Origin of the sequence: Edaphobacter sp., assembly GCF_035763405.1 — a bacterium.
In the GTDB taxonomy this organism is placed as follows: Bacteria; Acidobacteriota; Terriglobia; order Terriglobales; family Acidobacteriaceae; genus Edaphobacter.
This window is the reverse complement of sequence record NZ_DASUBE010000084.1, coordinates 1-14,786: the sequence shown is the minus strand read 5'-3', so window position 1 is coordinate 14,786 and position 14,786 is coordinate 1. Positions and strand designations below refer to the sequence as shown.

The 14,786-nt window shown below is 60.4% G+C and carries 7 protein-coding genes; 4 read left to right on the top strand and 3 right to left on the bottom strand.

Features of this window, described 5'->3' with window-relative positions:
• Positions 1–281 precede the first annotated feature (281 nt).
• The 4 genes from VFU66_RS08585 (at position 282) to VFU66_RS08570 (ending at position 7,749) form a co-directional block, all read left to right on the top strand.
• Positions 282–4,193, top strand: a complete 3,912-nt coding sequence (locus VFU66_RS08585; protein WP_326445829.1) for an outer membrane beta-barrel protein — start codon at positions 282–284, stop codon at positions 4,191–4,193.
• Between the two features lie 94 nt (positions 4,194–4,287).
• Positions 4,288–5,505 carry a glycoside hydrolase family 88/105 protein gene (locus tag VFU66_RS08580; protein ID WP_326445828.1) on the top strand — a complete coding sequence of 406 codons (1,218 nt, stop codon included), beginning with the start codon at positions 4,288–4,290 and terminating at the stop codon, positions 5,503–5,505.
• A gap of 43 nt (positions 5,506–5,548) precedes the next feature.
• Positions 5,549–6,718, top strand: a complete 1,170-nt coding sequence (gene galK / locus VFU66_RS08575; RefSeq protein ID WP_326445827.1) for a galactokinase — start codon at positions 5,549–5,551, stop codon at positions 6,716–6,718.
• Positions 6,715–7,749, top strand: coding sequence for a UDP-glucose--hexose-1-phosphate uridylyltransferase (locus VFU66_RS08570; protein WP_326445826.1), 1,035 nt, complete (start codon positions 6,715–6,717; stop codon positions 7,747–7,749). Before galK ends, VFU66_RS08570 begins: the two co-directional genes overlap by 4 nt.
• Before the next feature lie 12 nt (positions 7,750–7,761).
• Here the strand turns inward: VFU66_RS08570 and VFU66_RS08565 are convergent, their stop codons facing one another.
• The 3 genes from VFU66_RS08565 to VFU66_RS08555 all read right to left on the bottom strand — a co-directional run.
• A complete protein-coding gene (locus VFU66_RS08565) occupies positions 7,762–9,630 on the bottom strand; it encodes a heparinase II/III family protein (RefSeq protein ID WP_326445825.1) in 1,869 nt (622 codons plus the stop codon).
• Between the two features lie 47 nt (positions 9,631–9,677).
• Entirely contained in the window at positions 9,678–11,546 is a 1,869-nt protein-coding gene (locus tag VFU66_RS08560) for a right-handed parallel beta-helix repeat-containing protein (protein WP_326445824.1), read from the bottom strand.
• A 101-nt stretch (positions 11,547–11,647) separates the two neighbouring features.
• The coding region (locus tag VFU66_RS08555) for an outer membrane beta-barrel protein (RefSeq protein WP_326445823.1) at positions 11,648–14,786 on the bottom strand (3,139 nt) is incomplete at its 5' end.

The following is a 14,786-nucleotide window of genomic DNA, read 5'->3' as shown; positions in this document are numbered from 1 at the left end:
GAAGCGCTTTATTTAAAGCATATTGGACACTGCGCGTCCGATGCTCGGGGACCAGGCATCGGCGATGAGGGCATTGTTTTCATTTGGGTCAAACGGGTGAAATTATTTTTCTATTGACACTCATGTATCCGGTTGCGTAGATTCCCATCAGTCCAGATTGAGATCAGTGTGGTTGAACCAAACGGCGAATGCCGTTCGGAAACCATCTTTTGCGAGGTTAGGCCATGATGCGAGTAAATCCAGTTTCAAAGCGATCCCTGAACAGGCAGAGCGGTGTAGTGATGCGGTTGTTATTGGTCCTGGCGGCCTGTTTTGGGTTGGCCCTATCGGCGTCCTATGCGCAGACCGCCGGTGAAGGCGCCATCACGGGAACAGTTGCCGACCCGACCGGCGCCGTGATTCCCAATGCGACTGTGACCGCCACCAATGATGCGACGGGCGTGGCCACGTCGCGGCAGACGTCTTCGGCCGGTGTTTATCAGATCAGCCCGTTGATTGTGGGCACCTATACGGTGAGTGTGTCGGCTGCCGGTTTTCAGGGCTATCAGCAGGAGAAGATTGAGATTCACCAGAACCAGATCTTTGGTTTGAATCCGGTGCTGAAGGTCGGCAGCCAGAGTCAGACGGTGACGGTGACTGAAGCGCCGCCCGCGCTGGATACGGCGAATGCGACGCTGGGAGGTAATATCACCAGCCAGGAGTTTCTGGACCTGCCGCTGATGGTTGCGGGCAATCAGCAGCGCGATGTCACTTCATTTTCGAACCTGCTGCCGGGAGCACAGTCAGGCAGCCGGTCTTCCTTGTTCTCCGGTACGGCGAACCGGGTGCAAGAGGTCTATCTCGACGGTATTCCGCTGACGACGATCAGCCAGATCGGCGACAACCGGCCGATCTTCAATGTGGTTCCGCTGGAGGGCATCGGGGAAATTGGAGCGTTAACCAGCGGGCAGTCGGTCGAGTATCAGGGCGCAGGCTCGGTGAACTACAACATGAAGTCCGGTGGCAATCAGTATCACGGCACGGTCGCCGATTTTGTTCGCAACACCATCTTCGATACGTGGGGATTTACGGCTGCGATTGCCACGAAGAAGCAACTGGTGAACGGTGTCATTGTGAATGTACCGGTCGGCAAGCCTCAGGATCATCAGAATGAGTTCACTGCTTCTCTGGGAGGACCGGTTGTGATTCCGCATGTGTTCGACGGTCACGACAAGCTCTTCTTCTTTGCGGCGTATGACAAGACACATACGCGGTCGGCCCCGAGCTATGCGACGCAGACTATCCCTACTACGCTCATGCAGCAGGGAGATTTTACCGAGTTGCTGAACGCCTCGCAGTCGACGGGTACGGGTGCGGGGGCGCAGAACGGGCCGGGCTACCTGATCTACGATCCGACCACCCAGACCTGCGTTGGCACCTCCTGTACACGCAAGCCGTTCACGGGCATGAAGAATGGCTTACCGACACCGAACATCATTCCGGAGAATGCGATCTCGCCGATTGCGAAGAAGATGCAGTCGTATCTGCCGACACCGACCACCTCGGGTATTCAGAACAATTATCTTGGCGGCATTCCGAGCGGCTATGACAACTGGCTGTATTCGGGACGGCTCGATTACACGGTTTCGCCCAAGCAGACGATTGCGTTCACGATTACGGGCGGCAACCGTCATGCGGTGCCTTATACCGGGACCAGCAATATTCTTCCGCTGCCCTATCTGGGGACGACATTTTCTACTGTAGCCGGGCACTGGGTCGATCTGTCGGACTCGTATTCGTTCACGGAACATCTTGTGAACCAGTTCAAGTTCGGCTTCAGCAACTTTGGCGGGCCGCCGATTAAGAACATCACCGAGGGCACGCAGTATGCCGCGACGCTGATGGGCATCCAGTTCAGCGGCGTTCCCTCCAACGGGCAGGCAGTGACAGAGTTTCCGACCAGCACATTTGGCGGCAGCAACGCTCCTTCCGAATGGGGAGAGGGCGGATCGGGTGTGACAGCGACTACGGTTGGCAACACGTTTACCGTGGTGGACAACCTGCTCTGGATCAAGGGCAAGCACGCGATGACGTTTGGCGTGCAGGTGCAGCGGCTGCAGGATCAGTCGTCGCGCTACGATGGGCCGACCTCTTCACTGACCCTTGCCTGGGGCACGAATGAGACGGCGCAGGAGAAGGGGTCTGCCTACGTCAGCAGCACAGGCTATTCGTATGCGAGCTTCCTGATGGGCGCAGTGGGCAGCACTGGCATCACGTTGCAGCCGTTTTCCGTGCTGGGCGGACGGTACCGCCCCTTTGCACCTTACTTCCAGGATGACTGGAAGATTACGCCTAAGCTGACGCTAAATCTTGGTCTGCGCTGGGACTATCTCCCGTCCTACACGGAAGCCCAGGGCCGGTTCTCGTACCTGAACGCTAACCTGACGAACCCGGTTACAGGTAACAAGGGCGCGTTGGAGTTCGCGGGGAATCATGGCGGATCGGCGGTGAGTTGCGGCTGCTCGACGCCCGTGCATAACTACATGAAGAACTGGGGGCCGCGCGTTGGCTTTGCTTATGCGATGAATGACAAGACGGTCATTCGCGGAGCGTTTGCGACGGTCTATTCGCATGGCGGAGGAACAGGGGGAGCGGGCGGAGCGGGCACCGGGCCCTCGCAGCTTGGCTTCACCAGCTCGCCATCGTTTTTGGATGGTGCTGCCGGACCGGCGGCAGGTCCGGCGTTCTACCTGAATACGAGTTCGTACTTCACAGGTCTGGGGATCGCGAATGCGAACTTTGGCGGGCCGGGTTACTCCGTTCCTCCGATCACGCCGCCGGGACCTGACAGCCAGGCGCTTAACGTCGGCAATACGGTGGACGGCAATGGCGCGTTTGTTAAGGCGAGCGGAGCACCGGGCTTTCCGGATCTGTATCTCTCGGGCCGCTCGCCTGAGTTCAATTTCTGGAACTTCGGCGTACAGCGTCAACTGACTCCGAACGTAACCATTACGGTGAACTACGCGGGTACCGAGAGCCATTTCCTGGCTGGCGCGAGCAATATGCGTGGCCTGTATGCGGGGCAGATCAATCCCATTTACTGGGGGTTGGGCACGCTGCTCTCTGCACCGGCGACGGCTGCGAACGTAGCCGCGGCGAACGTCATTGCTGCCCAGCAGGGCATTCCTCTCTTGCCGGCAAATGGGCCGTATCCTGGGTTCCAGGCGGCGGCCTCGACCAGCAGCGGTCAGGGACAGGCGACGATCGCGCAGAGCCTGAAGTGGATGCCGCAGTTCTCCGGCACCTCGGACACATGGGGCAGCCAGTCGGCCAATGCGAGCTACCACTCGTTGCAGGTGTCGCTGGCCAAGCGCCTGTCGCACGGGCTGACGCTGAATGTGAATTACACCTACTCGAAGAACATCGACGATGCCGGAACGCAGCGCAGCGGCTGGGCCATCCCGGCTAACCGCATCCTGAGTGGGAAGGCATGGAAACAGAACCGGATTGATCGTTCCTTGAGCGGAAACAGCGTTCCGCAGAATCTTTCCATCTACGGGGTTTATCACCTGCCGTTCGGCAAGGGACAGATTGGTTCGAACAACTTCTTCGTCCGCACGCTTGCCGGAGGGTGGACCTTCTCGAGTATCTTCCGGTACTCGTCGGGCACGCCGCTGGCCATTACGGCTTCTTCGTGCACGGGCACCTACCAGCCAACTGCTGGTACTTGCATGCCTGATCTCAATCCGTCGTTCACAGCGAAGACGATTCGCCAGAATGGAAGCTGGGGGAAGGGCATTACGGCGAAGACGCTTGGAGCGACACCATCCGCAGGCGGTATCTCTTATGCCAATGGATATATTGGCAACTCGACGCTGGGATCGGGCGGAGATGCTTCCGGCAAGGCTGTTGCCTGCGGCAGCGCCGTGACGGCGTTCTGCAACCCGGGACAGTTTATGTTCGGAGACGCGCCACGCATGGCTGCCTTTGGCCTGCGGAACCCGAGCGGCTATAGTCTGGACGCAAGTCTGCGGCGCAGTTTCAACATCACTCCGGAGCGGGTGAAATTTGTCTTCGCAGTGGATTGCCAGAACGTGCCGAACAGGGTGTCCTTCGGCAGGATTGGCGCCAATGTGAACAGCGCAAGCTTCGGAACGGTGGGAAGCGCCTCGGGCAACCGTGCCTTCCAGCTCTCGGGACGGATCAACTTCTGATGCGTTGCAATTGATAGGATTCCGGTCCGGTAGCCGCTTTACTGCGGGCCGGGCCGGATTTATTTTTACGACATAGAACGGGAGAGATGGTTTGATGATGCGTTCGGTTGGAATCTGTCTCAGTGTTGCGTTGTGCTGCGGGATGGGCGTGAGTGCGCAGCAGGTTTCGATGGCGAATGCCACACCGCAGCAGTTGGCGGGGATTGCTAAGGACAATTCGCGGCACTTCGGCGACGACCCTGACGATGGCGGCCCGCTTGCCAAGGACCTTTCGCACTCGCTGAAGCCGGCGGCTGTGGCGGCCGCGATGCGCAAGGTGGGCGACTGGCAGATGGCGCGGTCGGAACCATACTTTGACCGGATTTGGACGTGGAGCGTGCTGTACAGCGGCTATATGGCGGCAGCCGATTCGCTGAACTATCCTCCGTACCGCGACGCGATGCTGGCGATGGGGAAGAAGTTCGACTGGCAGTTGCGATCGCATCTGCCGGATGCGGACGACCAAAGCATTGGGCAGACGTACCTGGAGCTTTATCTGCTGAAGAAGGACCCGGCGATGATGAAGCCTACGCAGGAGGAACTGGATGCGTTGATTGCCGGGCCGCATGTCTCGCGCAGGCGGGGGAAGACGCTGGTGTGGTGGTGGTGCGATGCGCTGTTCATGGCTCCGCCGGTGTGGGCGCGGATGTATGCGGTGACGGGTGACAGGAAGTACATCACCTATCTCGATGAAGAGTGGGCGAAGACGTCGGACCTGCTGTGGGATAAGCAGGAGCATCTCTACGCGCGCGACCGTGACTACCTGACGCGGACGGAGGCGAACGGGAAGAAGATGTTCTGGGCGCGCGGTAACGGCTGGGTGATGGGCGGGTTGGCACGGACGCTGGAGTATCTGCCGAAGGATGACCCGGCGCGAGCGATGTATGAGACGCAGTTGAAGGAAATGGCGGCCCGGATGGCCGAGTTGCAGGGCAAGGATGGGATGTGGCGGTCGGGCTTGCTGGATCCGGCGAACTACGATCTGCCGGAGATGTCGGGGTCGGCGTTGATTACGTATGGCCTGGCGTGGGGGGTGAATCACGGTGTGCTGGACGGGAAGGTGTATCGGCCGGTGATTGCGCGGGCGTGGTCGGGGATGCTGGATCATGTGTATGCTGATGGGCGGCTGGGCTGTGTTCAGCAGACTGGTGCGGAGCCTGCGCCGTTCAAGGCGACCTCAAGCTATACATACGGGGTTGGCGCGTTTTTGCTGGCTGGAAGCGAGATCCGCGCTATGGAGATGCACCCGCACCGTGCCGGTAAGGCGCGATAACGTTGTAGGATAAATCTATCTTACGGTTTTACAGGTGTAGTGGATGAAGAAGGATTTCTCTGAAGCCTTAGGGCGGCATGAGCAGAGGTTTGGTCAGGCGGGGCTGGCGTTTGCCGCGCCCGCGCGCGTGAATCTGATCGGCGAGCATACGGACTACACGGGTGGGCTGGTGATGCCGATGGCGATTGGGTTCCATACGGTTGCGACCATTGGCCCGCGTGAGGACGGCAGGGCGGTTTTCCATTCAGAGAACTTTGACGAGGAGGCTTCCTACGAGATTGCCTCGTTGGACAGCAAGCCAGAGGGGCGGTGGAGCGATTATCCGGCTGGCGTGGTGTGGAGTCTCAGGCAGGAGGGCGTTCGCATCGACGGATTCAACATGACGCTGTCGGGCGACGTTCCTGTGGGCGCGGGGTTGAGCTCGTCGGCTTCGGTTGAAGTGGCGACCGCGATGGCGGTGCTGGGACGGGCTCATTTTGCGCTCGATTTGAAAGCGGTTGCATCTTTGTGCCGCCGTGCCGAGAACGAATATGTCGGCGCGAAGAGCGGCATCATGGACCAGTTTGTCGTGGCAGGAGGTGTGGCGCAGCGCGCGATGCTGCTGGATTGTCGTTCGCTGGAGTTTGAACTGCTGCCTCTGCCGGCAGGCGTGCGCGTGGTGATTGCCAACTCCATGGTGCGGCACGACCACGCGACGGGAGGGTATGGCGACCGCCGCGATGAAGTGGAGACAGGACAGGCGGTATTGCAGCGCGAGCGCGGCATTGAGTTGTTGCGCGACGCAACGCTTGCAGACCTGGAGGCGTGTCGAGAGAAGATGCCCGCGGTCAGTTATGCGCGCTGTCGCCATATCATCACGGAGAATGGCCGCGTGCTGGAGGCGCGTGAGGCTTTGCTGCAGGGAGATGTGAAGCGGTTCGGCGAGCTGATGGTGGCGGCACACGCGAGTATGCGTGACGACTTTGAGGCGAGCTGTTCCGAGGTGGACATGATAGTAGAAATCGCCTTACGGCAGCCTGGATGTTTCGGCGCGCGAATTACTGGCGGCGGGTTTGGGGGCTGCACGGTGAACCTGGTGGATGTGACGAAGACGGGCGAGTTTGTGGCGGCGGTGCGGAGCGAGTATAGGGCCGCGACCGGGATTGAGGCGGATTGCTTTGTGTGCGAGGCGTCGGACGGCGCGCTTGCGCTCGCGAAGGACGGTACGGCATGAATCCGTTGGCGCAGAAGAATCCTCATCGCAGATTCAATCCGCTGAAGCGGGAGTGGGTGCTGGTCTCGCCGAACAGGACGCAGCGGCCATGGCAGGGGCAGGTGGAGAAGACGGTGGCGCCGGCGGCGCTGAAGTATGACCCACAGTGTTATCTGTGCCCGGGCAATGTGCGTGCGGGCGGAGCGCGGACGGACAAGTACACCAGCACGTATGTTTTTGAGAATGACTATGCGGCGCTGAAACTGGATGCTCCACGTTTTTCGAGCGACGAGGAGGGCAAGGGCCTACTGGTGGCTGACGGTGAGAGCGGCGTGTGTCGTGTCATCTGCTTTTCGCCGCGGCACGACCTGACGCTGGCGCAGATGGCGGTTGAAGACATTCGCAAGGTCGTGGACGTCTGGGCTGAGCAGTACGAGGAGCTGGGCGCGCGGGACGATATTGCTTATGTTCAGGTGTTTGAAAATCGCGGCGCGATGATGGGCGCGAGCAATCCGCATCCGCATGGGCAGATATGGGCGAGCCGTTCTGTGCCGAATGAAGTTGTGACTGAGGTTGCCGGGCAGCGGCAGTATTTGAAGGAGCATGGATGCTGTCTGCTGTGCGCATACCGCGAGATGGAGTCCCGTCTTGGGGAGCGCGTGGTTGCGTCGAACGAGCACTTTGTTGCGGTGGTGCCATTCTGGGCTGTTTGGCCGTTTGAGGTGATGATTCTCTCTACGCGCCACATCGCTGCTTTGGAAGAGATGACGGATGCGGAGCGTGAAGGATTTGCCGCGATTCTTCAGGGCGTGACGCGAACCTACGACAAGGTCTTCGATACGCCGTTTCCGTATTCGATGGGGTTGCATCCTCGTCCTTACGACGGGGAGGACCATGCGGAGTGGCACTTCCATGTGCACTTCTATCCGCCGCTGCTGCGTTCGGCAACAGTGCGCAAGTTCATGGTGGGGTTTGAGCTGCTGGGCGGTCCGCAGCGCGACATTACGGCGGAATCGGCTGCGGAGACGCTGCGGCAGGCTGCGTTGCGATAGCTTCTTCGATACCTACTTCTCAGGAGTGAAGCGCATCGTCACTTTGCCGGAGCCTTGGAGGTGCAGGCGAACGGCGACTCGTGTGAAGGGGTTTGCGTAGTCGTCGATTTTCTCCTGGCTGACCGTGAGCGAGGATGGGGCGTTGATGGCAACGCGCAGGCGCTCGCTGCCTGCGGTGAAGAGAAGCGTGTGCGGATCAAGCTGTTGCCAGGTTCCGTGTGTAGGAAGCGATTCTTCGACGTCGGTTGGCGCTGAGAGATCGAAGCTGTCTTCGATTTCGACGGAGCCTGTGTCTTTACGGCTGTAGCGCATGGTGCGCTCGAAGCGGCGCAGTGTGGGGACGCGGTAGGCCGGGGTCATGTCGATGGTGATGGTGTCCTGCCCGGGCGTGAAATCGGTCTTGAGGACAGATGCGTGAACATGGGTTGCGTCGAGTTGTTGCTGGCCGCCGATGACGGGTACCGGGTGTCCGTAGGAGTTGATGAGCCTGGATGTGAGGCGCTTCGATGAGAAGGTCTCGGCGGTGTAGTACGATGGGCCGCCCGGGTCTCCGACGGGCTGGGTTGCGTCGAGTCCGATGACGAACGAGCCGACATCGTTGTGGCTGTGGCCTGTGTTTCCGCTGGTCTTGATGGTGACGGCAAGATGTCCGTTGGGCGCGGGGCGTGAGACTAGAACGCCCTCGTCGGGATAGTAGGTGCGGAGGCCTATGAGCGATGCGCCGGATAGTGCACTGTCTTTGTGTAACTCAGAGGCGGGGTTGGGGAAGGCGTCTTCGACGGCTAAAGTCAGCGAGCCACGTGCGTGCGCTGCGGGTGGCCGAATGCCGGTGAGACTGAGGCCGAAGATGCGGTTGATGTAGGCCATCAGGTTTGCGTCGGGCTGGACCATGTAGTGCGCGTCGCCGAAGTCGGCCGAGTTTCCGGGGAACATGGCGAACTGTGCACCGAAGAGTGCGACCTTCTGCATCTTCGGGTAAGAGAAGAGATCAAGTTTGCCGCCGGTGGCCTGCCAGAGAATTTCGCGTAGCTCGGCGTAGTGCGAGAAGCCGTAGTTCCAGTAGCCGAGCCCTTCGGCGCCATAGCCGTCGTTGTTGAATCCCTGGCGGTAGTAGCCGATGTAGTGCTCCGCACCTGCAACGAAGAGGGCGCGATCTTCGCGGCCGGGCAGCACAGCGAGCGCCGCGCCGGTAACACCCTTGAGGCAGACTGCGTTCCAGTTGGCAGTGTTGTGGAGCCATGTCTGGCCCTTGTCGGTAACATAGGTCGCGCGCATGGGCGCAAAGATGCGTTGATCGAGCGCGGCCATGGCATGCGTACGCGTGGATTCGGGGAGCTTGTCTCCGAGCAGGTAGAGCGTCTCGGCGATGGTGTGGGCGAGGTCAGCAGAGTTGAGCTCGACGAAGTAGCGCGTGCCGTTGTAGCTGGTGAGGCGGGGATCGTGCGCGGGCAGTGTCCAGGATCTTTGTTCAGCCAGACCGTCGAGGACGGTGGAGATGCGTGCAATGAAGCGGCCTTGTCCTTCGGCGCATTCGGCAAGCACGAGCGGCTCAAGCTCATCCTGTCGGTCGTGTAGCATCTTCTCGCCTTCCTTGCGCGAGCCGGTGCGTGTGTAGGTGAGATAGGCGTCATCGCTCCACGCGGGGAAGGGAGTTTTGAGAATTGTTTCGGCGCGCGTGATCTCGGCTTTGAATTGACCGGCAAGCGGAGCCCACGCCGCGCGGTCGGAGCAGGGAACGCCGACGCCGGTGGGAGCGGCAGGAAGCATGGCTGCGATCTGCTGAATGCGGGCCGAAGAGAGCGCGGCATACTGCGCGGATGCCGTTGTAATGCCTGCGCTGGCGAGGATGCATACGGCGAGAGTCTTGAATATTCGGGTCATGAAATCTCCGTGAACTGCTCCACTGACGTTTTACTACGAAGCATGGATTAATAGGCGCATGGGTCGGAAGAATTGTCGGGCGCATCGGCTCCAGAGTTGGCGATGATGGCGCTGGCCCCAGGTGGAAGTGTTTTGAGTGCGAGAAAGTTGGGGCCGAAAATTTTGGTGGGGCCAGGATTGTGCGGCTTCAGGTGCGTGTCGTCGGTCCAGTTGTGGGTCATGGTGAGGTTGCCGCTCCACGAGGCCCAGGCGGAGAGCCAGTTGTCGCCTTGGGTGACGTTCCAGACGACGTTGTTGTGGACGCTGTAATCACGGCTGCGCTCATCGAGATAGATGCCGTTGGCGTGGTGAGTTCCGGAGAAGTCAATAAAGTTGGCGCAGACGACTGAGCCGGGAGACTGCGCCTGGGTGTAGATCGCGCCGCCGTCGTAGAGATCGAGCATGAAGTCGTGGAGGCGGTTGCGCGTAATACGTATGTCGCGTTGAGCATCCGCTTCGCCTTCGTAGTCCCAGCCCCAGCCGACGGAGATGCCCGTATAGGGGGTGTCTTCGATGGTGTTGCGGTCGATGATGAGGCCGTCGTTGAATCCGCCCATGATGGCGACGTTATCGCGGTACTCGCGTGCGATGCGGGAGATGGTGTTGCGTTCGACTGTGTTGTGCGCGGATTTCGCGAGAGGCGCGTCTGGATGCGCGATGGTGTCGCCGATAAAGATGGCTCCGCCGGAGATGTCGGTGAAGGTGCTCCGTGCGATTGCACTGTCGCGTGTGCCGCCTGCGAGTGCGATGCCAGCCGTGCCGAGTGCGTTGAAGGTGTCGTGCAAGAAGATGATGTCCGCACCGCCGAGAACAGTTACAGCGGTGGGAATGCGCGTCATGCCTTCTCCATTGTCGGGCAGGTGGTCTCGGTTTCCGGTGACGAGATAGCCAGCCTGGAGCGGAACGTAGCCTTCCGGAGTATCGGGTGCGGCCCAGGTGGTGTGGATGAACTGGATGCCTTCGATGCGTATGTCGTGAATGGGCGCAGCAGGCATGGCTGTGAGGGTGAGGAGCGATGGCGCGATGGGCAGCTCGACGTCTGCACTTGCAAGATGCTCGCCGGGGCGAGGCACGTAGTAGATACGGCTGGCGTTGGTGTCGAGATAGAACTGGCCCGGAGTTCCGAGAAACTCGTAGGCGTTTTCGAACCATTCAATTCCGGTGAAGGGACGGCCCATGGGGCTGGCGTTGCGCCATCCGTTTTTCGAATCGATGACCGTGTTGTGCCAGCAGGGGCTTGCCATGGTGATGGCCGTCGCGGAGACGGAGGCAACGGAGCAATGAAAGTCGCGCCAGCGAACGGAGAAGACGGCGACGAGGTCTTCTGGATGACGAAGAGAGCTGAGCCGCTGTGCGAGGGCGGGGTCTGTGATGGCGAGCCCTGCGGGAGTGTATTTGCATTGCGCAGGGCTTTTGCAGCCGTTGCCGCGCGCGCGAACGGCGCGTTGACCATTGACGAACAGTTGCAGAGATTTTGTGCGGGGTGGGACGGGCGCGCTCCAGAGATTCATCTCGCGGTCAATCAGCTTCCACTTGCGGATGCGGATAGCTCCGTCGAGGATGACGGGATGCTTCTGATCTGCGCGCCAGATGATGGTGTGGCCGTTGCGGCCTGAGTCGCGTGCATCGAGTGCGAGTGGGGACGTGAGGCGATAATCTCCCGGCTTGAGTGAAACGTCGATGTCGGACTGCATGGACGGTGCAAGCGCGCGGACACGCTGTTGCGCCGATTGTAGAGCGCAGGGTTTGCGCTGGGTGCAGATGGAGCCGTGTCCGTTGGGCGCGGCGAAGACCTGCGTCGATTGTGCTGCTGCGTGCGCCTGGAGTGTTGCGGCGAGGAGTGTGAGGCAGAGGATGGGTCGCGCGGTTGTCAGCATTCGGAAGGAACTCTTAGCGGCTGAAAAAAGTCTCCTGTCGGAGCTCGCATCTGGAGCTTCGACAGGAGGTTGGAAGGGAGGCTGCTTCGTTTGTTCCGCTACTAGAACAGTGCCCTGAGTGAGAGTTGCATCTGGCGCGGAGTGTTGTAGGAGTAACCGGCGTCGAGGATACCGGTAGTTGTGTTGGGATTGTTGAGGCCGGGCTCGTTGAGGACGTTGAAGAAGTCCGCGTTGAACTGGAGCGCCGTCCGTTCGGTGAGCTTGATGGACTTGAAGACAGAGGCATCCATGGTCCAGTTGAATGGGCCGAGCTGATACCGGTGGAGGAGCGGATTGATGCCGGGATTGTAGGTGGTGCGTACTGTCGATCCGTTGGCGAGCGTAAGCAGAACGCTGTTGGTGTCGTAGTACGGATAGTTCGGGTCGCAGCCTGCGGGAATGCCTGCACTGGTGCATTTGGTCCCACCATTGGCCGGTGTTGTGATCAGCGGCGTGTTGTAAGGCGTGTAACCGGCGGGGACGCCCTCGACTCCGTTGGCCACGTTAATCTTGTTTGCTGGAATGTAACCGTTGTACCAGAGGTAGCCGGGACGGCACTGGCCGCTGCGGCAGTCCATCTCCTTGTACTTCTTTTTGTAGATGTGCAGCGTGGTGGGTTGATAGTAGCTGGTGGTGGGCTGCCAGAACTGGCTGTGCAGCTCGCCGGTGCTGACCAACTGCCAGCCGCCTACGAGCGCATTGAGGAAGCTGTTGGAGTTGCCGAGGAAGGTCTTGCCTTTGCCGAAGGGCAGATCGACGAGCCAGTTCCAGCGAATCTGATGCTGTGGAATGGCTGTGTCGCGGGCGTAGTTCTGGTAGCGGTTGGAGGCGTTTGTATCACCCGGGACGGCGCCGGGGGCGAAGTAGCTGGCAGGCTCGTAGATCTCGTCGCGCCAGCCGTTGCCGCCCATGCGGAAGGCGTTGGAGAGCACATAGAAGACCTGGAAGCCGTAGCCGTTTTTGTGGAGGCGCTGGAACTCAAGCTGGATGGAGTTGTCGTTGGAGTAGCCGGTCTTTCGCTGGACCTCAATCTGTCCATAGGGAAGATTGGGATAAGGACGTGTGAGCACGTTGGCGTACTTGCCCGTGGGTAGCGGCTGGCCGGTGCGGATGTACCAGACGTAGTTGTTGGGCGCGTCGTCGTATTCCCAATACTGTTCAAGGTTGGAGCCATGGTTGCCGATGTAGCTGGCACGGAAGACCGTGTTCTTCGGCAACGCCTGCTCGATGGTGAAGTTCCACTGCTGCACGAAGGTTGAGGGATAGTGCGGGTCGAGCGCGGACGGCCCAAATGCGCCTGGGTTGACCAGTGCGGGGCTGTTGACATCGACGACGTTGGCGCTGTCTTTTCCTGCGATGACCGTGGGTACGGAGCGGAGCAGGTAGTTGGCTTTGCCGTCAGGGCTCTGTGCGGCGGAGGTGTAGCTCTTCGGGAAGCCCGCCGTGTAGGGAGGGTTGAAGCGCGTTTCGGCGTAGAAGTTGCGGGTGGGCGGAGCGTAGATATAGGTGCCGTAGCCGCCGCGGAGCACGGTCTGGAGCGCACCGTTGCGGAGTACGTAGGCGATGCCGAGTCGCGGTCCGATGTCGTGATAGTTGCCGTAGACGAGGCTCGGAGGAAGACCGGCTTGCTCGGGCGTCTCGAAGGCCGCGCCAAGACTGGTGAAGTTGTTGACGATGGCTGGTGTGGTCTCGCCGATCTGATAGAGATAGTCGAGCGGTTTGCCGATCACCATGGCGCCGGTCTTGAAGTCGTAGCCGCCGAAGAGGCCGTACTTCTCGTGTAGAGCAGGGTGCATCTCCCAGCGGACGCCAAGGTTGAGCGTGAGCCTGTCGGTTGCCTTGAAGTCGTCCTGGAAGTAGAAGGCGATCTCCTGATTTCGGAAGCGATACCACTGCTGGCTCTTGGTGGCGGTGTAGGCGGAGGCGTAACCCAGGAAGAAGTCCGCCGCGTTGTGTCCTTTGAGCGGCTGCGCGCTCTCGGCGTTTCCGCTACTGGGGTCGAGCTCTCCTGTGGCGAGCGCGCTGAAGCTGACGCTGGTGGCCGGGGGGTTCTGGTCGGGCATGATCCAGGTGCGTTCGTGGCGGTAGCGTCCGCCGAACTGGAGGGTGTGGCGACCGCGAATGAGTGTCAGGTTCTCATCGAGGTTGCTGATGTTCTGGGAGTTTTTACGAGCGGTGTCGGCCTGTCCGAAGCCGTAGGGCAAGAAGCCGATGCCAGAGATGTTGGGGAAGCCGGTCTTGCCGAAGTTGTTGGGCAGGCCGAACTGATCGGCGTAATCGATGTTGGGATTGGGACCGGTGTAGACCAGGTCGCTCTCGTAGTTGTGCGAGAGCACGGTCTCGCTGAAGAACGTCGGCGAGAAGACGTGTGTCCAGGAAAGTGAGCCGCTATCCGTGTAGACCGGCGTGAAGGTGACGTTGGCGATATTGCCTGCTGCCGGAGGCCCGAAGCTGCCGCTACCGAGATAGTATTTATAGATTTTTCCGTGCGTGTAACGGATGTAGGCGTTGTCGTTGTCGCTGAAGTGGTGGTCCAGCCGGGCGGTCAGGCTCTTCTCGCTGCTGTTATTGGGGACCGGGCCGTACCAGTTGCTGCCGCTTGAAGGGTTGACGTTGGGCAACGTGGCGTGCGGCATAAGCGCGTAGAGCTTCTGCGCGAGCGGCGAGATGCGGCTGATCGGAATCTGGTTGTTGGCGAATGGCTGCCGCGAGGCGGTTGCGTCGTTCGCCGTGGTCAGGGGATCGTACAGCGTGATGGGAACGCCGTTGCTGTTGGTCAGGCCGCTGAAGTCGCCGCCGCGCATCGCGTCGGTGGGCACGGAATAGTGGCTGGTGATGCCCTGGCGCAGTTCGAGACCCTCGTAGGCGACGAAGAAGAAGGATTTGTTGCGGCCGTTGTAGATCGCCGGGTGGCCGTTGAAGTAGGGCAGGACGATGGGGCCGCCGAAGCTGCCGCCGAACTCGTTGCGGATGAGCTTGGGGGCGCGCACGCCGACGGGGTCTTCCCGCTTGCGCGCAATGCCGCCAAGGCTGTTGTTGCGCATGGTCTCGAAGAGCGAGCCGTGAAATGCGTTGGTGCCCGCCTTGGTGGTGAGGATGGCCGTGGCCGGGCGGTTGTATTTTGCCGAGGAGTTCGAGGTTTCGACCTTCACTTCCTGAACGGAGTCCGGGTCGGGCATCTTGTTGGTGGCGCCGCCGAAG

What these genes read in the sequence shown, in the direction of transcription:
- VFU66_RS08585 (WP_326445829.1), top strand. Translation starts at nt 282, where the DNA reads ATGCGGTTGTTATTGGTCCTGGCGGCCTGTTTTGGGTTGGCCCTATCG.
- VFU66_RS08560 (WP_326445824.1), bottom strand. Translation starts at nt 11,546, where the DNA reads ATGCTGACAACCGCGCGACCCATCCTCTGCCTCACACTCCTCGCCGCA.
- VFU66_RS08580 (WP_326445828.1), top strand. Translation starts at nt 4,288, where the DNA reads ATGATGCGTTCGGTTGGAATCTGTCTCAGTGTTGCGTTGTGCTGCGGG.
- VFU66_RS08570 (WP_326445826.1), top strand. Translation starts at nt 6,715, where the DNA reads ATGAATCCGTTGGCGCAGAAGAATCCTCATCGCAGATTCAATCCGCTG.
- galK (WP_326445827.1), top strand. Translation starts at nt 5,549, where the DNA reads ATGAAGAAGGATTTCTCTGAAGCCTTAGGGCGGCATGAGCAGAGGTTT.
- VFU66_RS08565 (WP_326445825.1), bottom strand. Translation starts at nt 9,630, where the DNA reads ATGACCCGAATATTCAAGACTCTCGCCGTATGCATCCTCGCCAGCGCA.